The 19,992-nt window shown below is 42.6% G+C and carries 23 protein-coding genes and 1 tRNA gene; 7 read left to right on the forward strand and 17 right to left on the reverse strand.

The window, feature by feature from the left end:
* Positions 1 to 110 precede the first annotated feature (110 nt).
* The 12 genes from ACHUFM_RS02445 to ACHUFM_RS02500 all read right to left on the reverse strand — a co-directional run bounded on the left by ACHUFM_RS02445 (position 111) and on the right by ACHUFM_RS02500 (position 9,819).
* Positions 111 to 186, reverse strand: a tRNA-Lys gene (locus ACHUFM_RS02445).
* Between the two features lie 41 nt (positions 187 to 227).
* Positions 228 to 1,043 carry a tol-pal system protein YbgF gene (ybgF, locus tag ACHUFM_RS02450; RefSeq protein ID WP_394179222.1) on the reverse strand — a complete coding sequence of 272 codons (816 nt, stop codon included), beginning with the start codon at positions 1,041 to 1,043 and terminating at the stop codon, positions 228 to 230.
* Positions 1,043 to 1,630: a peptidoglycan-associated lipoprotein Pal gene (gene pal, locus ACHUFM_RS02455; protein WP_394179224.1), complete on the reverse strand. Its 588-nt coding sequence runs from the start codon at positions 1,628 to 1,630 to the stop codon at positions 1,043 to 1,045. Before pal ends, ybgF begins: the two co-directional genes overlap by 1 nt.
* A 19-nt stretch (positions 1,631 to 1,649) precedes the next feature.
* Positions 1,650 to 2,945 (reverse strand): Tol-Pal system beta propeller repeat protein TolB, encoded by a 1,296-nt coding sequence (gene tolB, locus ACHUFM_RS02460; protein WP_394179226.1) that lies wholly within the window; start codon positions 2,943 to 2,945, stop codon positions 1,650 to 1,652.
* 1 nt (position 2,946) lies between these two features.
* Positions 2,947 to 3,909, reverse strand: coding sequence for a cell envelope integrity protein TolA (locus ACHUFM_RS02465; RefSeq protein ID WP_394179228.1), 963 nt, complete (start codon positions 3,907 to 3,909; stop codon positions 2,947 to 2,949).
* A 2-nt stretch (positions 3,910 to 3,911) separates the two neighbouring features.
* Positions 3,912 to 4,337 (reverse strand): protein TolR, encoded by a 426-nt coding sequence (gene tolR, locus ACHUFM_RS02470; RefSeq protein WP_394179230.1) that lies wholly within the window; start codon positions 4,335 to 4,337, stop codon positions 3,912 to 3,914.
* Positions 4,337 to 5,017, reverse strand: coding sequence for a protein TolQ (gene tolQ, locus ACHUFM_RS02475; protein ID WP_394179774.1), 681 nt, complete (start codon positions 5,015 to 5,017; stop codon positions 4,337 to 4,339). The genes tolR and tolQ overlap by 1 nt, the downstream gene beginning before the upstream one ends.
* A 9-nt stretch (positions 5,018 to 5,026) precedes the next feature.
* Positions 5,027 to 6,040: a Holliday junction branch migration DNA helicase RuvB gene (gene ruvB, locus ACHUFM_RS02480; protein ID WP_394179232.1), complete on the reverse strand. Its 1,014-nt coding sequence runs from the start codon at positions 6,038 to 6,040 to the stop codon at positions 5,027 to 5,029.
* A gap of 2 nt (positions 6,041 to 6,042) precedes the next feature.
* The gene (ruvA, locus tag ACHUFM_RS02485; protein ID WP_394179234.1) at positions 6,043 to 6,645 is read right to left on the reverse strand and encodes a Holliday junction branch migration protein RuvA; all 603 of its coding nucleotides are present in this window, start codon (positions 6,643 to 6,645) and stop codon (positions 6,043 to 6,045) included.
* Positions 6,642 to 7,199 carry a crossover junction endodeoxyribonuclease RuvC gene (gene ruvC / locus ACHUFM_RS02490; protein WP_394179236.1) on the reverse strand — a complete coding sequence of 186 codons (558 nt, stop codon included), beginning with the start codon at positions 7,197 to 7,199 and terminating at the stop codon, positions 6,642 to 6,644. Before ruvC ends, ruvA begins: the two co-directional genes overlap by 4 nt.
* 161 nt (positions 7,200 to 7,360) lie before the next feature.
* Entirely contained in the window at positions 7,361 to 9,142 is a 1,782-nt protein-coding gene (gene aspS, locus ACHUFM_RS02495) for an aspartate--tRNA ligase (RefSeq protein ID WP_394179238.1), read from the reverse strand.
* A gap of 188 nt (positions 9,143 to 9,330) precedes the next feature.
* Positions 9,331 to 9,819, reverse strand: a complete 489-nt coding sequence (locus tag ACHUFM_RS02500; protein WP_394179240.1) for a transcription elongation factor GreAB — start codon at positions 9,817 to 9,819, stop codon at positions 9,331 to 9,333.
* A gap of 172 nt (positions 9,820 to 9,991) precedes the next feature.
* Between ACHUFM_RS02500 and ACHUFM_RS02505 the strand changes: the two genes are divergently transcribed.
* Positions 9,992 to 10,348, forward strand: a complete 357-nt coding sequence (locus ACHUFM_RS02505; RefSeq protein WP_394179242.1) for a MarR family winged helix-turn-helix transcriptional regulator — start codon at positions 9,992 to 9,994, stop codon at positions 10,346 to 10,348.
* An 88-nt stretch (positions 10,349 to 10,436) separates the two neighbouring features.
* Entirely contained in the window at positions 10,437 to 11,171 is a 735-nt protein-coding gene (locus tag ACHUFM_RS02510) for a siderophore-interacting protein (RefSeq protein ID WP_394179244.1), read from the forward strand.
* A gap of 98 nt (positions 11,172 to 11,269) precedes the next feature.
* On the opposite strand, the gene cysN is transcribed toward ACHUFM_RS02510, so the two are convergent.
* From cysN to ACHUFM_RS02525, 3 genes are all read right to left on the reverse strand, one after another.
* The gene (gene cysN, locus ACHUFM_RS02515) at positions 11,270 to 12,883 is read right to left on the reverse strand and encodes a sulfate adenylyltransferase subunit CysN (protein ID WP_394179246.1); all 1,614 of its coding nucleotides are present in this window, start codon (positions 12,881 to 12,883) and stop codon (positions 11,270 to 11,272) included.
* Positions 12,884 to 12,900: 17 nt separating this feature from the next.
* Complete coding sequence (cysD, locus tag ACHUFM_RS02520) at positions 12,901 to 13,806, reverse strand: sulfate adenylyltransferase subunit CysD (protein ID WP_394179248.1); 906 nt, start codon at positions 13,804 to 13,806, stop codon at positions 12,901 to 12,903.
* Between the two features lie 195 nt (positions 13,807 to 14,001).
* A complete protein-coding gene (locus tag ACHUFM_RS02525; RefSeq protein WP_394179250.1) occupies positions 14,002 to 14,943 on the reverse strand; it encodes a hypothetical protein in 942 nt (313 codons plus the stop codon).
* Between the two features lie 156 nt (positions 14,944 to 15,099).
* On the opposite strand from ACHUFM_RS02525, the gene ACHUFM_RS02530 reads away from it, so the two are divergent.
* Complete coding sequence (locus ACHUFM_RS02530) at positions 15,100 to 15,684, forward strand: superoxide dismutase (RefSeq protein ID WP_394179252.1); 585 nt, start codon at positions 15,100 to 15,102, stop codon at positions 15,682 to 15,684.
* Positions 15,685 to 15,777: 93 nt separating this feature from the next.
* Here the strand turns inward: ACHUFM_RS02530 and ACHUFM_RS02535 are convergent, their stop codons facing one another.
* A complete protein-coding gene (locus ACHUFM_RS02535; RefSeq protein WP_394179254.1) occupies positions 15,778 to 16,218 on the reverse strand; it encodes a tellurite resistance TerB family protein in 441 nt (146 codons plus the stop codon).
* Complete coding sequence (locus tag ACHUFM_RS02540) at positions 16,219 to 16,668, reverse strand: DUF6942 family protein (protein WP_394179256.1); 450 nt, start codon at positions 16,666 to 16,668, stop codon at positions 16,219 to 16,221.
* A 106-nt stretch (positions 16,669 to 16,774) separates the two neighbouring features.
* On the opposite strand from ACHUFM_RS02540, the gene ACHUFM_RS02545 reads away from it, so the two are divergent.
* From ACHUFM_RS02545 to ACHUFM_RS02560, 4 genes are all read left to right on the forward strand, one after another.
* Positions 16,775 to 17,173 carry a YeeE/YedE family protein gene (locus ACHUFM_RS02545; RefSeq protein WP_394179258.1) on the forward strand — a complete coding sequence of 133 codons (399 nt, stop codon included), beginning with the start codon at positions 16,775 to 16,777 and terminating at the stop codon, positions 17,171 to 17,173.
* Positions 17,174 to 17,182: 9 nt separating this feature from the next.
* Entirely contained in the window at positions 17,183 to 17,602 is a 420-nt protein-coding gene (locus tag ACHUFM_RS02550) for a DUF6691 family protein (protein WP_394179260.1), read from the forward strand.
* A gap of 260 nt (positions 17,603 to 17,862) precedes the next feature.
* Entirely contained in the window at positions 17,863 to 19,029 is a 1,167-nt protein-coding gene (locus ACHUFM_RS02555) for a type III PLP-dependent enzyme (RefSeq protein WP_394179262.1), read from the forward strand.
* A gap of 107 nt (positions 19,030 to 19,136) precedes the next feature.
* Positions 19,137 to 19,973: an MOSC domain-containing protein gene (locus ACHUFM_RS02560; protein ID WP_394179264.1), complete on the forward strand. Its 837-nt coding sequence runs from the start codon at positions 19,137 to 19,139 to the stop codon at positions 19,971 to 19,973.
* Positions 19,974 to 19,992: the final 19 nt, after the last annotated feature.

The raw sequence follows: 19,992 nt of genomic DNA on the forward strand, positions 1-19,992 counted from the left end.
CCCCTGCTAAAACTGGGCGCGAAAAGAGCATTGCTAACAGAATGTATGGTGTCACGCCAAGACATTATGGCGAAGTATCAAGATATAGCCAATGCCATGAAAAAGAAAATTGGTGGGTCGTACTGGATTCGAACCAGTGACCAATTGATTAAAAGTCAACTGCTCTACCAACTGAGCTAACGACCCAACGGGATGCGTATAATACAGAGCCCGTTGAGAAATGCAAGTTATTTAAGTTTACTCAAATAACCCGCAGCTAACTTAGCTGTCTTACTGTTTGGAAAACGTTGGATCACGTCTTGCAGATAAGTCTTTGCCTGCTCTGTACGACCTAGTTGATCATTAACCGTACCAAGTTTATAAAGAGCATCTTTTTCCTTACCATGACCAGGAAACATCTGGATAACAGTATTAAAAGATTCTAACGCTTCTTCTGATTTACCCTGCACTAATTTAACTTCACCTAACCAATAGTAACCATTACCCGTTAATGTATTGTCTGGGTAACTCATTACAAACCGACTGAATGCTTGCTCAGCTTGAGCAAAATCTCGTTGATGGATTAAATTATAAGCTTGGGTGTAAGCCTCTTTTGCTGCTGCACTTGGCGTTTTTAAAGAAACAGGTGCTAATGGTGTTGCAGGAAGATTGGCTGTTTGACCGGTGCTTGCTTCAGCATTCCCAACAGTTTGTGGAGATGATTCAACAAGAACTGGATTTGATAGAGCTGGTTGTGAAGGGTATGTCGCCGATGCTGAATCTTTTTTTGCAGAAGCTGACATCAATAATGAAATGCGCTTATCAAGATCAATGTATCGATCTCTTTGACTCTGTTTCATTAGCTTGAGTTCATGACCTTGCTGCTCTAATTGACCTCTTAAATGTTGCACTTCCTGCTGTAAAGTTTCCAGCTGGAACAACAAGTCAGCGGCTGCACTAGGCGACAAACCGACTGTTGGTTGGCTTGATTCAGACAAAGCAAGTGGTGCTGTTAAAGACAGCACCACTGCTAAAGAGCGAATCTTTATGTCTTTACCATTCATTATTCGTAGCGAACTTCAACGCGACGATTAAGTTGCCAAGCATCAGCATCGTGACCGAAAGCAACTGGCACTTCTTCACCAAAACTTACTGTTTCGATCTGAGAAGCTGCAACGCCTTGGATTGTAAGATAACGACTAACCGCTTTAGCACGGCGCTCACCTAGAGCCATGTTATATTCACGAGTTCCACGCTCATCAGCATGACCTTCAAGAACAATACGTGCATCTGGGTTAGCAACCAAGAACTCAGCATGTTTCGCTAGCGCTTCACGTGCTGCTGGACGAACGATAGATTTGTCGAAATCGAAGTAGAATACAGTATCAACACCAGCAAGTGGGTCAACCATTGGCTCTTCTGTTGCTTCAGCAGAATCATCAACAATCACACTTGTTACAGCACCATCTTCACCAGCACCAAATGATTGGTCTGTAGAGCCAGCAGCTGCTGAATCTTCAACTTGTTCAGTTGAAGTTGCGTCTTCTGCAACTGTTGAAGAATCAGTATCTGTTGCTGTTGTACTACAGCCTGCTAGCCACGCAGCAGACAACCCAATTACAGCAAACTTACCTAGTTTGTTTACACTCATTATTCACTCCTCAATGTCTTTATTTGAAATACGGGGACCAAGATGGTTCACGTACATCACCGTCTGCTGATGGTAACCTATATTTAACAAGTCCATCAACGGATACTACGGCTAAGATACCCTTTCCTTTATAGGTTGTGGCATATATCACCATGCTGCCGTTCGGCGCGATGCTTGGCGATTCGTCTAAGTAAGTCTCTGTTAGAATCTGAACTCGGCCTGTTTTCATATCCTGTAACGCAATATGATAATTGCCATCATTCTTCTGAACAGTCACAAGGTAACGACCATCAGGTGTCATTCTTGCTCTGGTATTAAGGTCACCTTCAAATGTCACCCTTTCTACCTGCTTACTATTAACATCTAATCGATAAATTTGTGGATTACCACCACGATCAGACGTAAAAACTATTCCTTTACCATCAGGCTCCCAACTCGGCTCTGTATCGATCGCATAATGGTTTGTCATACGCTCGAGCTTTTGTGTTGCAATATCAAGCGTATAGATTTCTGGATTGTTATCTTTTGATAACACAATCGCCAGTTTCTTTCCATCTGGAGACCAAGCAGGCGCACCATTTAGACCTCTAAATTGTGCTATTTGCTGACGTTTTCCAGAAGCTAATTCTTGTATAAAAATGTTAGGGCGTCGGTTGCGAAACATTACATAAGCAATCTTACGACCATCACTACTCCAAGATGGCGATAATATTGGTTCTTTCGATTCAACGACAACCTGAGGTCTATGACCATCAGCATCAGCCACTTGTAATCTAAATAAAGGCGACTTTCGATCACCTTCAGCAGTAACATATAAGATTCTAGTACTAAATGCACCACGAGAACCTGTTAATAATTCGTAAATTTTGTCACTAATATAATGCGCAGCATCGCGGAAATTATTTACACCAACATCAATAGAAGAATGTTTTTGTACTGGCTTTTGACTAAGTACGTTTAATAACTCAAAACCAATTCGATATTTATTGTTCGGCAACTTATTAACCGAGCCAATGACCACATAATCACTTTTTAATAAACGCCAGTCACGATAAAAAACATCTTCTTCTTTGCTGGGCATACTCAACATATTGCTACGAGGAATAGGCTGAAACAACCCACTTCGCGCTAAATCATCTTGGACAATTTGTGCAATATCTTCAGGTAAAGCCTCGACACCATCATAACCAAAAGGCACAACCGCAATGGGCAATAATTGATCAGCACCACTGGTTATTTCAATCACTAATTGCGCTTTCGCTGTGCTTATAAAAAAGAAAAAAACAAAAACAGCACTTAAGCATCTTTTAAACATATTAGTTTCTCAAGTCTTGCGGGTTAAAAATTAAATCTACTTTACGGAAGTTGCGTTCAAAAATATACGAATCGACTTCGGCCAATTCTTCTATACGTCTGACTTTATTAACAGCGTCTAATGCTCGTTGATCAAATAAGGCATCACCACTTCCCTTGGTAACTTGAGCATTCATTACCTCACCATTCGGTAAGAAATCAATACGCAACTCGGTTTTCATACCATTTCGTGCACTGGGAGGCCGATTCCAAGCCGCGGCCACTCTTGCATTAATCAAACTACTGATTGACTGAACCATTTGAGCTTCTTCAGCAGCCAGACGTTGCGCTTCTTTTTCAGCGGCTGCTTTTCGTGCAGCCTCATCTTTAGCACGCTTTTCTTCTGCTATTCGCGCAGCTTCTTGCTGACGTTTGCGCTCTTCCTCAGCTAATCTATCGGCTTCAGCTTGTCGAATTAAAGCTTCTTCACGTTGTTTTTGCTGACGCTCTAACTCTTGTTGACGTTTCTCTTCAGCCAAACGCTTTTTCTCGGCTTGCTGAGCTTGCTTTTTCTTTTCAGCTTCCTGTGCGAGACGTTTTTGCTCAGCCGCTCTCTTTTCAGCTTCCTGTTTTTTCTTGGCTGCGGCCTGCTCTTTGAGTCGTTTTGCTTGGGCAGCTTGTTTACGTTTTTCCTCTAAAGCCTTTCTGGCAACCTCTTTCTTACGCGCTTGCTCTGCTGCTTTTTTCTTTTGCTCAGCGATAGCCGCGGCTTGCTTTTGGGCGGCTTTTTTCTCAGCTTCTCGCTGACCTATGATCGTCTGTGAAACATCGACCACTTTGGCGTTTACTATAACGGGGCGTTTCGGCTCAGACTTTTCAGTATCTGAAAAATTTACGGCCAAAACAGCGGTTAATACAATACCAGCATGCAAACCAACTGCTAAGACAATGGGCAAGCTGTAACTGTCACTACGCAACCACTTCATACTCAGTTATCCGGCTCTGTCACTAAGCCTACATTAGGTGCACCAGCACCTTGTAATGCGACCATCAATCCAACGACATCACCGTAAGGCACATTTTTATCACCTCTAACCAATACAGACATATTTGGGTTTTGGTTAAGAATCTTACGAACTTTCGTTTGTAAGTTTGCTAATGAAATCGTCTCTTGCTGGCCGCCAACATCTAAATAAAACTGACCGCTTGAATCAACGGATGCAATTAATACATCATTTTCATCGTTTTGTATCGGCGTTGCATTTGCATTAGGCAACTCAACATCAACACCTTGTGTCAACATGGGGGCAGTAATCATAAAGATAACAAGCAACACCAACATAACATCAATGTAAGGCACCACATTGATTTCCGCCATTGGGCGACGCTTATCTCTCCGTCTTGAGCGAGCCACTATGCTGCGCCTCCCTCTTTGACATGAACCTTGCGATGCAAAATACTCGCAAACTCTTCGGCGAAATTATCGTAGCTAGCGCTAAGAGACTCGGCAGCCGTAGAGAAACGGTTATAAGCGATTACCGCTGGAATAGCCGCCGCCAAGCCAATTGCCGTGGCAATAAGAGCTTCTGCTATGCCTGGAGCCACTGTTGCGAGTGTGGCTTGCTGTACTTCGGCCAAACCGATAAAGGAATGCATAATCCCCCAAACAGTACCAAATAAGCCAACGTAAGGACTGGTCGATCCAACAGTAGCGAGGAATGGCAAATGCTGATCGAGCTTTTCTTCTTCACGATACAGCGCCACTCGCATGGCTCTTTGTACGCCATCCATCACCGCATCAGGATCGACATTTTGATTCTGTCTTAAGCGAGTAAACTCTTTAATGCCTGCCGTAAAAATGGTTTCCATCCCTTCAACTTTGCGACTTTCTTGAGTCAATTTGCGATACAACTGACTCAAATCCATACCAGACCAAAACTGGTCTTCAAATTCAGAACGTATTTTCTTTGCTTGTTTAATAACTCGAATGCGTTGAAAAATAACGATCCAAGAAAACACGGAAGCAGCCAACAAGGTCAACATAACAAGCTGTACTACTAAACTAGCGCTGGCGATTAAACCCCAAATTGACATCATGGACCTCTATTTTAAATCGTTTGGTAATTGGTAATTAAAATGTTCATACGCTCTTTTCGTTACTTGGCGGCCTCGCGGAGTGCGTATGACAAACCCCTGCTGTATCAAAAACGGTTCAATTACATCTTCAATGGTATCTTTATCTTCACCAAGTGCGGCAGACACACTGTCAAGACCGACAGGCCTACCATCAAACTTTTCTATCATAGTCAACAACATACGTCTATCTAAATGATCAAAACCTTGACTATCTACACTTAACATATCCAATGCTCGTTGGGCAACTTTTTGTCCAACTAAGTCAACCCCATCAACTTGTGCAACATCGCGAACACGACGTAACAAACGATTCGCTATACGAGGTGTACCTCTTGACCGCCTAGCCACTTCAAAGCTGCCACTATCGTCTAACTGAATACCCATTTTTGATGCAGATCGCGATACAATCGTAGTTAATGATTCCACATCGTAAAATTCCAGTCGTTGCACAATGCCAAAGCGATCACGTAATGGCGACGTTAATAACCCCGCGCGTGTTGTAGCTCCGACAAGCGTAAAGGGCGGGAGTTCAATTTTTATTGAACGTGCAGCTGGACCTTCCCCAATCATAATGTCCAATTGGTAATCTTCCATCGCTGGGTAAAGCACTTCTTCAATAGCAGGGCTTAAACGGTGTATTTCATCAATAAATAAAATATCACCTTCATTCAAATTGGTTAGCAAAGCTGCTAAATCCCCTGCACGCTCTAACACAGGACCAGAAGTAGTTCTAACTTCTGCGCCCATTTCATTTCCGATGATGTGTGCTAATGTTGTTTTACCAAGCCCTGGCGGACCAAAGACTAAGGTATGATCCAAAGGTTCACTACGTTGTCGAGCCGCTTGAATAAAAATCTCCATTTGCTCACGAACGACTGGCTGACCTATGTATTCAGACAAGGCTTGTGGACGAATCGCTCGGTCTACCTGCCTATCATTGCCTTTTAATTCTGCTGAGATAATACGATCTTGCTCAATCATGGTTATTTCCTCAACATTCCCTGTAACGCCGCTTTAATAACAGACTCGCTGTCTGCATTGTCCATTGGCACAGCAGCAATCGCTTTCGCCGCTTCTTGGGGTTTGTAGCCTAATGAAATCAATGCGGCCTCGGCTTCTTGTCTTGGGTCCGCTTGAACTTGTTTTAATACGGCAGGTGTTGCAAACAAGTCGCCTTTAGCGGCCTGCCCCAGCTTATCTCGTAATTCAATAATCAATCTCTCGGCGGTTTTTTTACCGACACCAGGGATGCGAGTTAGTGCAGTCACATCGGAATCTTGTACATTCGCAATAAGTTCTTCCGCTGACATACTCGATAAAATCGCCAATGCCATTTTAGGACCAATGCCATTCACTTTGATTAAGACTCTAAACAATGCCCTTTCGTTTTTGTCTATAAAACCAAACAGCGTATGGGAATCTTCTTTTACAATGAGGTGTGTGAATAATGTGACTCGCTCGCCTACTTGCGGTAAATCATAAATCGTCGTCATGGACGCACTAATCTCGTAACCTAGCCCCTGTACATCGATTAATAATTCTGGCGGTGATTTTTCCACCAAGGTTCCGATAATTCGTCCTATCACAACACATTCCTTACATCTTGTTCTGACCAACGTTTCGTACTTCGACCGGCACGCTTACCCGTACCGTACTCTAGACCTCCGGATGTTCTGGTATTGGCATGACACAAAGCAATCGCCAAAGCATCGGCCGCATCGGCTTGTGGCTTCGCCGTTAAACCCAGTAATAATTGCACCATGCTTTGAACCTGAGTCTTATCCGCGCCACCTGTTCCCACCACGGATTGCTTTACTCGGCGAGCAGCATATTCGTTCACCGTTAATTCTTGCAGTGATGCCGCAACAATGGCAGCACCTCTAGCTTGACCAAGCTTTAAGGCAGAATTGGCATTTTTTGCCATAAAGACTTCTTCAATGGCAAACTCCGTTGGTTGATACTCATTCAAAAGCGATTCAACACCATTAAAAATGTGCTTTAACCTGACCGATAAATCTTCATCAGGTAAGCGAATGCAACCACTGTTTACGTACACCGGCTTACCTTTAATAATATCGATAATACCAAAGCCAGTGACACGTGAACCTGGGTCAATCGCCATAATTCTAGTTTTAGTCATGGTTTTCTCATATGCACCATCATTACTGTATATTTCAACAGGGCTTTACACTAGATGCAATGTGTAAATACAAAAAAGGCCGCGAAGTAGCGGCCTTTTACGTTTTTCTTTCGTTTCCTTAACAGCAACCGCTTAATTTAAGCGATTCGTTTGCAAAAAAGTTATTCTGCAACCGGCTTACGAACACGAATGCTTAATTCTTTCAATTGCTTCTCGCTAACTTCACCTGGCGCTTGAGTTAACAAACAAGTCGCACTTTGAGTTTTAGGGAAGGCAATAACATCACGAATAGAGCTTGATCCTGTCATCAACATAACCAAACGATCTAAACCGAATGCCAAACCACCGTGCGGTGGCGCACCAAATTTCAATGCGTCTAACAAGAAACCAAACTTCTCTTCTTGCTCTTCTTTTGAAATATTCAACAATTCGAACACAGACTCCTGCATATCGGATTGGTGAATACGAATCGAACCACCACCAAGCTCTGTACCATTTAGGACCATGTCGTATGCCTGAGACAATGCTGTCAAAGGATTCGCTTTTAATTCTTCAGGAGAACAAGAAGGTGCTGTAAATGGATGGTGAATCGCGGTAATACCGCCATCACTGGTTTCTTCAAACATTGGGAAATCAACAACCCAAAGTGGTGCCCACTCACAAGTGTAAAGATTCATGTCTTCGCCAAGCTTGCAACGTAACGCACCAAGCGCTTCGTTAACCACTTTTTCAGAATCCGCACCAAAGAAGATCAAATCACCATCTTGCGCATCAAGACGAGTCATCAAAGCTTCACGAACAGACACAGGCAAGAACTTAACGATTGGCGACTGCAAGCCACAATCATCACCATCTTCAAGCTTGGTCTTATCATTCACCTTTATGTAAGCCAAACCTTTCGCACCGTAAATGCCAACAAACTTGGTGTAGTCGTCGATTTGTTTACGAGTCAATGAATTGCCATTTGGCACTTTCAATGCGGCAACGCGACCTTTAGGATCTGTTGCAGGGCCAGAGAAGACTTTGAAATCAACTTCTTTCATCAAGTCAGACACAGTAACAATCGTTAATGGAATACGTAAATCAGGCTTATCGCTACCGTATGTTTCCATTGCTTCTGAGTAAGGCATGCGAGGAAAAGCCCCCAGATCCACATTCAATAACTCTTTGAACAAACCGGTAATCATGTCTTCCGTCATACCCATAATTTGCTCTTCACTCATAAAGGAGGTTTCAATATCCACTTGAGTAAATTCAGGCTGACGATCAGCACGCAAGTCTTCATCACGGAAACATTTAGCAATCTGATAATAACGATCAAAGCCAGACACCATCAACAATTGCTTAAACAATTGTGGCGATTGTGGCAAAGCAAAGAAGCTGCCCTGCTGCGTGCGGCTTGGCACCAAGTAATCACGAGCACCTTCTGGTGTTGCACGTGTCAAAATTGGTGTCTCAATGTCTAGGAAGCCGTTGTCATCTAAATAACGACGAAGAACAGACGTTACTTTTGAACGGAAGCGCATTTTTTGTTGAACTTCTGGGCGACGCAAATCGATGAAACGATTCTTAAGTCGAATATCTTCACCTACGGCCTGATGCTCGTCTAATTGGAACGGCGGCGTTTGCGCAGCATTAAGAATCTCTAAGCTAGTGCCTAAAACCTCAATTTCACCCGTACGCATGTTCGGGTTAACTGTCCCTTCAGGACGAGCTCGAACCAAACCAGTTAACTTGATCACATATTCGTTACGAACACTGTCAGCCAAAGCGAAGCTATCCGCACGATCTGGGTCAAAAACAACCTGAGTGATCCCTTCACGATCACGTACGTCTAAGAAGATAACACCACCGTGATCACGGCGACGATGAACCCAACCGCATAAAGTAATTTCTTGTGAAATGTTAGAAGCATTTAATTCGCCGCAATAATGGCTGCGCATAATTTCTTTCCTATTACTGTCTCAGTAAGAGAGCTATGTTCTTAGTGTGTCATCCTGACAGCTAATCAACGAGAATAACGCTGTCATTTCAACTAGCAGGATAACAGAATATTTTAAGGCCAAGCATTATATGCGAAGCGAGTCCGACTCTCTATAGGTAGAACCAAATTTGTCACGAGACAATGCAATTATTGAATCGAGTCAATCTCAAATTCCGTTGTTTGCCCTGCTAAAGTGAGCGAAATACACTCCCCTTCTTCTTGGCCTAACAGAATTTTACCAACCGGTGTCTCTGGCGAAATCAGCACCAAGGATGAATGCAGATACTGCAAACTCAAACCACCAGCAATATTTGAGATGAAAAAATACCTCAGAGACAATGCTTCATTTAAGGGAACTAACCTAATTAACGACCACAAAACTACTTTATCATTCGCATCGTTTTCAATCGGGACTTGGCGACTAAATTGCAACCAATCATTTTCACACTCGATGACACGTTGTGATTGTCCATGAGCTAAATAAGAGGATTCAAGACCAAACGTATCGTATTTAGTTTCAGCCACACTCTCTTCGTTTATCGCCGCCTCTCTTGCTTGCTGTGCAGCCGCTCTGGCTGTCTCAAAACGCGCCTCAAGCGCCCTTATAATTAAATCAATAGCTGTCTTTCTGTTCATATGGTGACTTACATTCTCAATATTTAAGAGCCTAGTTTAGGCATCATTTATACTAGCGCCCTGCTATTAAATTATGCAAACAGTGAGGTCTTATTCGACAATAAAAAAATCAAGTTGACAAAGTCAACCAATGAAATTAAAGTAAAATCATTCTCAAATAGAGGCTAGCCATATGCAGCATAATATCAGCGAAGCGCTACATGGCTTAATGTTAAGCTATCGTAAAGCATTGAAATATCTCGCGACTGAAGGCGGCATCTCAATCCCTGTCACTCATATTCGGGCACTAAAGTGCATCACTAACATTGAAAATTGCAGCGCCCGCGATATCACTCAAAGGTTAAGATTAGACAAATCTCAAGTCGCAAGACTAGTGAGAGATTTACTGGAACAAGATTACATCGAAAAAGACAAACATCCGACCAATAATCGTTGCCAAGTTATTTCATTAACGGCCGCAGGTAAAGGATTACAAAAAAAATTACCCATATTGAAAACCAAGCACGCACCCAAATGTGCGGTGGCTTGACGCAACCAGAAATAGAAAGCTTTATTCAACTGACCGAGTTGATGAAAAGCAACCTAACTCAGTATTCAAAAGATTAAGGCCAAACATTATGAGCAGAATGCAACCTAGAGACTTCATCGTTATTCGTAAAGAGTTAATCTCGCCAAATATGCTAAGAGTCACGCTTGGCGGGGACAATATCCAAACCATTCCAGACGATCAGGAAAGTGGCTACGTAAAGCTAATCTTTCCCACCGATGGCAAACCTTTATTTCGAACTTATACCATACGCCACCAACGTCACAATGAAATAGATATCGATTTCATGCTCCATGAAGATGGTGGTCCGGCATCATCTTGGGCAAAATCTTCTCAACCTGGAGATAGCATTTGCATTGGTGGCCCAGGCCCTAAAAAAATGATTGCTAACACTGGTGATTGGTATTTATTACTGGGAGACATGACGGCCCTACCAGCCATTAGTGTCAATCTAGCCCAATTGCCAGAAGACGCAAAAGGCTACGCTGTCATTGAAGTCGTATCTGAAGCTGACATTCAACCCCTTGCACACCCAGAAGGCATAAAGATGGTATGGGCAATCAACCCGCATCCAGGCCAACAAAGCGACCTATTATTAAAACAATTGCAATCACTTGAATGGCTTCAAGGCTCTCCAGCTGTTTGGACCGCTTGTGAGTTTAATAGCATGAAAACGCTACGAAACTTCTTTAAGAAAGACAAAGCGGTGTCAAAAGAGAACCTTTATATTTCCAGCTACTGGAAATTAGGCAGTAATGAAGATCAGCATAAAGAAGTAAAGCGACAAGATGCTGAGATGGCTTAACCCCATTGATCATTATGCTTTGCACCTGACTGTATTTCATAAGAAAAAAGCCTACTCTAAGAGTAGGCTTTTTGTATTGGAAGATCGCAAAACGTCTTTTATAGACGAATGCTCTCTATAATTTGCTCGACAACATCATCAACCTCAATGCCACTGATCGAATAATCCGCCACATTGTCATCAGAAACCAAAATAGCCACACCTGTTTCGCGCACTAAATTAGCTTCTTCACTGGTTGCATTGGCTTTTGCAAGGGCCGTTACGCCACTTCTTAGCAACAAGCGCTCAATCACATCCGATTTATCCAGTACTTGAGAGGACAAAGCAATAATGGCTGGCTTTTGACCAAGACGAGCCGCACGATCTTCAGCGGTTACTAGAGATTCTTGGTCTAGCTCAACGACCGCCTCTTCAACCATACCAGCACCAACGGTAACATTGGTGAGGCGATCAATGATGACCAAGGCCCCTGTCAATCGACTGTTCTGATATTCGTCAAATGCCACAGGCGTATCGAACTGCAATACAGCGTCTCCAATACCATTTAATTCAAGTTCATCAATGGTGCTGTGTTCAAGAGTATTCACATCAATTTTGTGATTAAAGTGATGTACTTTACCTGGTACGGTTTGTGTACCTAACTTAAAGTCATATAACTTACCTGCTACTAATGGCTGTTCGGCCATCCACACAAGAGACGCGCGTAATGCTGATGAAATTAACGGTTCCTCATCAGCATGAGACAGCATATCGCCACGACTGATGTCAATTTCATCCGTTAAAGTAATGGTAACGGCTTGGCCCGCTTTTGCGGAGTCCAACTCACCATCGAAGGTGACAATTTTATCCACGTTAGAGGTTTTACCGGAAGGCAAGGCCACCACTTTATCACCTGGCTTTACTTGACCTGCTGCTATCGTGCCAGCGAAACCACGAAAATCCAAATTAGGACGATTTACATACTGCACAGGCAATCTGAAGGCCGACTGCTTAACGTTACGATCAATTTGCACCGATTCGAGAATCGACATTAATGAACCGCCTTTATACCAAGGCGTGCTCTCAGATGGATTAACAACATTATCACCACGTAACGCTGACATAGGAACAAATTGAATGTCTGCTGGTTTACGATCACCAAGCTGATCGACAAACTTCAAATAGTCTGACTGGATGTCATTAAAAGTTTGCTCAGAGAAATCGACCAAGTCCATCTTGTTAACGGCCACAACCACATGCTTAATGCCAAGCAAAGACGCAATGTAACTATGACGACGTGTTTGCGTTTGCACACCATAGCGGGCATCAATCAAGATGATCGCCAAATCACAGGTCGACGCACCGGTTGCCATATTACGGGTGTATTGTTCGTGTCCAGGTGTATCGGCGATGATAAATTTACGCTTTTCCGTTGAAAAATAACGGTATGCTACGTCAATAGTAATGCCTTGTTCACGTTCAGCTTGTAAACCATCTACTAGAAGCGCGAGGTCAACTTCTTCGCCCTGTGTACCGGATTTTTTACTATCACGTTTGACGGCATCCAAATGATCTTCATAAATCAATTTAGAATCATGTAATAAGCGGCCTATTAAGGTACTTTTACCGTCATCAACGTTACCGCATGTCAGAAGACGCAGTAAGTCTTTTTCTTCATGCTGTTTTAGATAACCAAGTATGTCTTGGCTGATCAGTTCTGACTGGTGAGACATGCTCTTTTACTCCAAACTTAGAAATAACCTTGTTTCTTCTTTTCTTCCATAGACCCAGCTGAGTCATGGTCAATCATTCGCCCTTGACGCTCTGAACTCTTGGTCAGCAACATTTCCTGAATGATTTCAGGGAGTGTGTTGGCTTCCGACTCCACCGCTCCAGTCAATGGATAGCAACCTAACGTACGAAAACGTACCGATTTCATTTCAGGTTGCTCACCGTTTAATGGCATACGATCATCATCCACCATAATCAAAGTACCATCACGCTCGACAACAGGACGTTTTTCAGAGAAATACAAAGGAACAATTGGAATACTTTCTAAGTAGATGTATTGCCAGATATCCAGCTCAGTCCAGTTTGACAAAGGGAAAACACGAATACTTTCGCCCTTGTTTACTTTCCCATTATAGATATTCCATAATTCAGGACGCTGATTCTTAGGGTCCCAACGATGTTGTTTATCACGAAAAGAATACACGCGCTCTTTGGCACGGGATTTTTCTTCATCGCGACGGGCACCGCCAAACGCCGCATCAAAGCCATATTTATCTAAGGCTTGCTTCAGGGCTTGGGTTTTCATCACATCCGTATGTTTCGCACTACCATGAGTGAAAGGACCAATGCCTTGATCAAGTCCTTCTTGGTTTTGATGAACGATAAGCTCAAGACCAAGCTTGGCAACCATCTCATCACGAAACGTAATCATCTCTTTAAATTTCCACCCCGTATCCACATGCATTAATGGAAACGGAGGCTTTCCTGGATAAAAAGCTTTCATGGCCAAATGCAGCATGACCGCTGAATCTTTGCCTATGGAATAAAGCATTACAGGATTATCAAATTCAGCAGCCACTTCACGGATAATATGAATACTTTCCGCTTCAAGCTGTTTTAGGTGTGTCAGTCTTGCCTCTGTCATAATGTCCCATCTCTAATATTAAGGCTTTAGCATTTCTTACACTATAACATGCCTTTAAGTTATAAAAACCACATCATCTAGACTTTAGTAGAATATGTATATTAAAAAAGCTATATAGATTCCACTTATGTAACAGCATAAAAAAGGCTAAAGCGTCTCCGCTTTAGCCTTTTAATTAGGGTATCTTACAGATGACTATTGAGCGTTCAATTGTTGCTCTAACATCAGCTGATTAATCTGCTTGCGCAAACGAATGATTTCTGCATTTACTTGCGATCGGAACGCATCGCTGGATTGAATTGCTTCCTGCTGCTGTTTCAAGGTCTGCTGCACCTGCGTTAAATCTGAAGCATTTGATGCAGTGGCTTTTTCTTCAACCGTGTTTAACTGATTCTGTAATCGGCTGAGTTCCTGTGACACGCTTTCAACACTCAAACCAAGCGCTTGAGTTGTTCCTGTTTGCTCGTTGAGATTTTTCTCTACCTTAGTAAGCTGCACTGCTTGCTGTTGAACTTTATCGCTTTGACTATTAACTTGCGTCCCCAGATCTTTTGTTAAACCATCAAGCGCCGCCACCGTGGGTAACAACTTATTGTAAGCCGCTTCCAAATCGCTAAATGCGTCATCTTGGTAAGCGATGCGTTTCGCTTGTGTGGACAGATCTGATTTTAGGGTTTTAATTTGCTGCTTCAATAAATCAACAGCGTCACTGTTTTCAGCGATGGTTTTGCGGTTTCTGTCATAAGACACCCCCCACAGTTTACGAATCTCACTCTCATGAGTTTTAAGCGTTTGCTCAACGGTTTGTCCTTGTTCATTAGCCGATACATCCGCGGCCAGTAATTGATGATCAAGGTTTTCAATTTCGCTTTTTGCACCGTAAAGCTCGTTACGTAATTGTTGATTTTGCTGCCACAACCAAAAACCAGCCGCCCCTGAAAAGGCTAATATCAGAAACAAAAGAAGGTATATACCAAATAAGCTTTGCTTCTTATGAACCACAGCAGGGGCATGAGCGGGTTTAGCAGGAGAAGGCGCTGGGCGTGTTTTTGGCACGTCAGCCTTCTGCCTTCTCTCACTTACTTCATCTTGATCCAAAGTCATACTTGGGATCTCTACATCATCGTCTCTTCGCATGAAAATCTAATATATTGGTTATTAACAAAAATTATGGAAAATCCAGATAGAACAATTCTAAATAATATTATCTTAGTTCTTTCGATGCTACTATATAAGCACCATTAACTGCTTGATAACAAGCACTTTAGTTAATTAAAAGCAAGGAGAATCGTAATGTCTTTTGAATTGCCCGCGCTACCATACGCGAAAGACGCACTTGAGCCACACATGTCTGTAGAGACATTGGAATATCACCACGGTAAGCACCACAACACTTATGTTGTTAAGCTTAATGGTCTTGTTCCTGGCACGGAATATGAAGGCAAAAACCTTGAGGAGATCATTGAGTCAGCTCCTGCAGGTCCAGTCTTCAACAATGCGGCACAGATCTGGAACCACACTTTTTTCTGGAACAGCTTAAGCCCAAATGGTGGCGGTCAGCCAACAGGTGCACTAGCGGATGCGATGAATGCTAAATGGGGTTCTTTTGAAGCCTTCCAAGAAGCATTTAACGATAAAGCTGTTAACAACTTTGGTTCAAGCTGGACTTGGTTGGTCAAAACCGCTGCTGGTGAATTAGAAATCATCAATACCAGTAACGCTAGCACACCATTAACTGAAGGCCAAACACCGTTAATCACGGTTGACCTTTGGGAACATGCTTATTACATCGACTACCGTAATGTTCGTCCAGATTACCTAAAAGGGTTCTGGGCGCTTGCAAACTGGGAATTTGCAGCAGCGAACTTTGCCGCTTAAGATTCGTCAATCTTAAGCCAGTCAATAAAACGGCCTTAGTTTCACTAAAGCCGTTTTTTTATGATCAAAATTCTCAACTCATTCATTGTGGCACTATTGCTGTAACTCTTCTTGGACCGCCAATTTAGACTGTATAAATTCAGAATGCGGCATAAAGAGCAATTCACTGATTCGACGTATTCGATGATCTTCATGAGCATCAAGATCGCCATCAGACAAAGCCACATGCCAAAGCCCTTTTAACAGCTGCATTTTTTGCTCTAACGAAGCATGATCATTGATCACTTTGGTAAACTGATATAAATCATTGGCCTCATCGACACCTTTTCGTGCTTCTTCATATATTAACTCTATGTCATCACCAAGATCACTGACTTCATTTAAAATGCGTTTAATTTCTTTCTCTTCTTCTGGCGCCACGTGATGATCCGCTAACATCACCTCCATTAATAATGCCGCCACGGCCTTCTGATAGGATATTTGCTCTTCTGGCTCAATCGGCATGGAGAAAAGGCTTTTTAGTAGGTTTAACATTTATAAGGTCTCTCTTAACTCTGAAATTAATGCATTCGGAAATTGACGATAATCTAAATATGGACACCAAACATACGGGCGCTTAATCCAGCAATCCAGACCAACCTGTACACTTCCCTCTAATACAGGCCACTGCTGCCGTAATTTAAGGCCAACAATAAAGATCGTATTTGTTTTATGTGCAATAGACATTAGCTCTGTTGCGTTAAACGTAATGCCCACCTCGCCGAATAAAGTAACCTCTCTATGTTCTCGCCACTGGTCAGGGTTCACTGACGTCAACTTAGCCATTATGGTAAGAATTTTACGCCAGTGATTACCATTCAGCTCAATCAACAGGTCGACACTATGCTCTGAGGGTAAAATGTTTTCGTCCAGTTTGGGTTCGTTTGGCAACAGAAACACATAATTTGCCGTGTTGATATTATGACCGAGTTTCATCGCATCCATATACCCTCTTTCAATAAATTAGGTAATTTTTACTAAATTCAACCCAAAACATTAGACAATACTAATAAATATACATTAGAATTATCTAATATCTAAGGAGATCCCAATGGAAAACTTAACTTACCCAATATTGGGCGGCCTATTGATTGGCCTTACTACCAGTTTTTACCTTATTACAACAGGTCGTGTTATTGGAATAAGTGGAATTTTAGCACAGCTCTTATTTAATAAAGGTCGCCTTCTTCCATTATTATTTATCTTGGGCCTCATTCTAGGAGGCAGTGCTTATGGCACGTTTTTTCAGCCAAGCGTCCCTTTTCCTGAAATAAGGAGTCCATGGCTATTGATTATTTCTGGCTTATTAGTTGGTTATGGTACGCGCTTGGGTGGTGGTTGTACGAGCGGCCACGGGGTTTGCGGCATTTCTCGCTTATCCATTCGATCCATCGTTGCCACCTTAGCGTTTATGGCAACCGCCATTATCACCGTTGCTGTTACCCAATAGGAGTTAATCATGTATGCATTCGTCACCTTTATAACTGGCTTATTATTTGGCTTAGGGTTAGCCATCTCGGAAATGACCAACCCAGCTGTCGTGATTGGTTTTTTGGATATTTTCGGCGATTGGAATCCTTCACTCATAGCCGTGATGGGAGGCGCAATCTCGGTTGGCATGCTTGGTTATTGGATCAAAAACAAACGCCTTAGTCCTATTATCGCAAACGAATGGCAAGTACCCAACCTAAAGCACATTGATCGTAAGTTGCTGATTGGCGCAGGACTATTTGGCATTGGTTGGGGGTTAAGTGGCTACTGTCCAGGACCTGGCTTAACGGCATTAACAAACAACCCAATGGAAGGCATCTACTTTGTTGGAGCCTTAATAATAGGTAGTTCAATCCACCACTTTCAAAATGTGTTGTTACGTAAATAACGTCTAAAAAAGGTGCAAACTATCCAAGGGGCTTTTTATTGCCCCTTTTTTTGTTTAAGGTGCCAAAAAATACTTGACGGGCAGTTAATTCAGCCTTAAATTGCGCCCGCGTCATTGCTGAACATAATCCGCACCGCTTCAACTGCTGCGCTAGTCGCTTAAGGCCATCGAGCCGGATAAGTAACAGCCATAAGTAGGACGGGAGAAGGTAAAGGCGTTTACTAATTTTCGGTTTATGTTTGCTTAATAGGAGCACCTCCATGTCTATTGACGTTAATGAATTCTACACTCCAGAACGTTTTGCTCGTCTAAAAGCGTTTGCAGATAATAAAGACACCCCTTTTGTTGTCATTGACACAGAAATCATCGATGAAGCTTACACAGAATTAAGCAAAGGCTTTCCAGTTGCTGATATTTTTTATGCGATCAAAGCCAATCCCGCTCCACAAATTCTAGAGCTACTAAGAGATCGCGGCTCTAATTTTGACGTAGCATCTCGCTATGAGTTGGATAAATTATTTGCCATTGGTGGCATATCTCCAGATCGTGTAAGTTATGGTAATACTATTAAAAAAGCCAAAGATGTACGCTATTTTTATGAAAAAGGCGTACGTATGTTCGCAACGGACTCAGAAGCGGATTTACGCAACATTGCTAAAGCGGCTCCAGGCTCTAAAATCTACGTACGTATTTTGACAGAAGGCACGGTAACGGCTGACTGGCCACTATCACGTAAATTTGGTTGTCGTCCTGACATGGCGATGGATTTGCTAATTTTGGCGAAAGAACTTGGACTTGTTCCATACGGTGTATCTTTCCATGTTGGTTCACAACAGCGTGATATTGGTGCATGGGATGCAGCCATTGCTAGCGTAAAAGTGATTTTCGAACGTCTTAAAGAAGAAGATGGGATTGTTCTTCAAATGATCAATATGGGCGGTGGTTTCCCGGCGAACTACCTTTCTAAGACAAATGAGTTATCTGTTTACGCAGAAGAGATCACTCGCTTCTTAGAAGAAGATTTTGGTGATGATATTCCACGTATCATTTTAGAACCTGGTCGCTCATTGATTTCAAATGCCGGCATTCTAGTCAGTGAAGTGGTGCTTATTTCTCGTAAATCCCATACGGCGTTAAACCGCTGGGTCTTTACCGATGTGGGTAAGTTTTCAGGCTTAATTGAAACTTTAGATGAATCGATTAAATACCCTATTCACGTTGAAAAAGGTGGGGAATTGGAAGAAGTGATCATTGCGGGCCCAACTTGTGATAGTGCAGATATCATGTATGAGAACTATAAATATGGTCTGCCTTTGAATTTAGCAATTGGTGATCGCATGTACTGGTTGTCTACTGGCGCTTACACGACGACATACAGTGCCATCGAATTTAACGGCTTTCCACCATTAGAATCCTACTATCTATAAGCTATTCGATTAGCTAGTTCAAAACCTCGGCGGCTTACGCCCCGGGGTTTTCTCCTTTCTCAAGCCCCTAAAATACGTAATAATGGTTGCTTAAAGCAGGAGTTGTTATGTCTTATTTACTCAGTGAACTTGCCATTTACCCAATTAAATCCATTCATGGAATCAAGCACACTCGCGCTGAAGTGCAATTGTCAGGACTTAAAGATGATCGTCGCTATATGCTCATCAAGCCAGACGGCGATTTCATTACGGGTCGAAAATACCCACAATTAACCCAAATCAAAGCTCAAATATTACCAAATAATTGCCTTGAACTCAGCCACCCTGATGCTAGAAGCAAATTAATCCTAAATACAAATGATTTTTCTCAAACCTATCGAGACGTCACGATTTGGGGGAACACCATCTCAGCACAGTCGGTAGGAGAAACAGCAAGCCTTTGGTTTCAAGCTTTCTTACCCATCGAAGCCGAGCTGGTATTTTTTGGCAAATCTTCACAACGCTTTACCAGTCGTCGTCCTGATTCTCCTGTTGGTTTTGCAGATGGTTACCCTTTTCTGCTAACCACCGAAGCATCATTAGAAGAATTAAACCGAACGTGCCCAGAACAGATTCGTATGGCGCAATTTCGCCCTAACATTGTCATCAAAGGCAGTGAAGCATTCGCAGAAGATACCTGGAAGCGCATTCGCATAGGTGAGGTAGAATTTGAAAACATTAAGCCTTGTGTGCGCTGTATCTTTACCACCATTGATCCGGATAATGCCGAGCGCAGTAAGCTAGGTGAGCCGCTAAAAACTCTCGCAAAATTCCGTAAACTGAAAAATGCAGGTATTACATTTGGTATCAATATGGTTGCCTTAAATCAAGGCGTGATCCAACAAGGTGATGAGGTAGAAATATTGGAATATCAAGCAGCGGACAGCTATGAAGACAAACGCTGAACAAGCATTATCCATGTTG

The sequence above is a fragment of the Marinomonas posidonica genome, from assembly GCF_043643765.1.
GTDB lineage: Bacteria > Pseudomonadota > Gammaproteobacteria > Pseudomonadales > Marinomonadaceae > Marinomonas > Marinomonas posidonica_A.

Coding starts and splice junctions, on each gene's coding strand:
- ybgF (WP_394179222.1), bottom strand. CDS start 1,043: ATGAATGGTAAAGACATAAAGATTCGCTCTTTAGCAGTGGTGCTGTCT.
- pal (WP_394179224.1), bottom strand. CDS start 1,630: ATGAGTGTAAACAAACTAGGTAAGTTTGCTGTAATTGGGTTGTCTGCT.
- tolB (WP_394179226.1), bottom strand. CDS start 2,945: ATGTTTAAAAGATGCTTAAGTGCTGTTTTTGTTTTTTTCTTTTTTATA.
- ACHUFM_RS02465 (WP_394179228.1), bottom strand. CDS start 3,909: ATGAAGTGGTTGCGTAGTGACAGTTACAGCTTGCCCATTGTCTTAGCA.
- tolQ (WP_394179774.1), bottom strand. CDS start 5,017: ATGTCAATTTGGGGTTTAATCGCCAGCGCTAGTTTAGTAGTACAGCTT.
- ruvB (WP_394179232.1), bottom strand. CDS start 6,040: ATGATTGAGCAAGATCGTATTATCTCAGCAGAATTAAAAGGCAATGAT.
- ruvC (WP_394179236.1), bottom strand. CDS start 7,199: ATGACTAAAACTAGAATTATGGCGATTGACCCAGGTTCACGTGTCACT.
- aspS (WP_394179238.1), bottom strand. CDS start 9,142: ATGCGCAGCCATTATTGCGGCGAATTAAATGCTTCTAACATTTCACAA.
- ACHUFM_RS02500 (WP_394179240.1), bottom strand. CDS start 9,819: ATGAACAGAAAGACAGCTATTGATTTAATTATAAGGGCGCTTGAGGCG.
- ACHUFM_RS02505 (WP_394179242.1), top strand. CDS start 9,992: ATGCAGCATAATATCAGCGAAGCGCTACATGGCTTAATGTTAAGCTAT.
- ACHUFM_RS02510 (WP_394179244.1), top strand. CDS start 10,437: ATGAGCAGAATGCAACCTAGAGACTTCATCGTTATTCGTAAAGAGTTA.
- cysN (WP_394179246.1), bottom strand. CDS start 12,883: ATGTCTCACCAGTCAGAACTGATCAGCCAAGACATACTTGGTTATCTA.
- cysD (WP_394179248.1), bottom strand. CDS start 13,806: ATGACAGAGGCAAGACTGACACACCTAAAACAGCTTGAAGCGGAAAGT.
- ACHUFM_RS02525 (WP_394179250.1), bottom strand. CDS start 14,943: ATGCGAAGAGACGATGATGTAGAGATCCCAAGTATGACTTTGGATCAA.
- ACHUFM_RS02530 (WP_394179252.1), top strand. CDS start 15,100: ATGTCTTTTGAATTGCCCGCGCTACCATACGCGAAAGACGCACTTGAG.
- ACHUFM_RS02535 (WP_394179254.1), bottom strand. CDS start 16,218: ATGTTAAACCTACTAAAAAGCCTTTTCTCCATGCCGATTGAGCCAGAA.
- ACHUFM_RS02540 (WP_394179256.1), bottom strand. CDS start 16,668: ATGGATGCGATGAAACTCGGTCATAATATCAACACGGCAAATTATGTG.
- ACHUFM_RS02545 (WP_394179258.1), top strand. CDS start 16,775: ATGGAAAACTTAACTTACCCAATATTGGGCGGCCTATTGATTGGCCTT.
- ACHUFM_RS02550 (WP_394179260.1), top strand. CDS start 17,183: ATGTATGCATTCGTCACCTTTATAACTGGCTTATTATTTGGCTTAGGG.
- ACHUFM_RS02555 (WP_394179262.1), top strand. CDS start 17,863: ATGTCTATTGACGTTAATGAATTCTACACTCCAGAACGTTTTGCTCGT.
- ACHUFM_RS02560 (WP_394179264.1), top strand. CDS start 19,137: ATGTCTTATTTACTCAGTGAACTTGCCATTTACCCAATTAAATCCATT.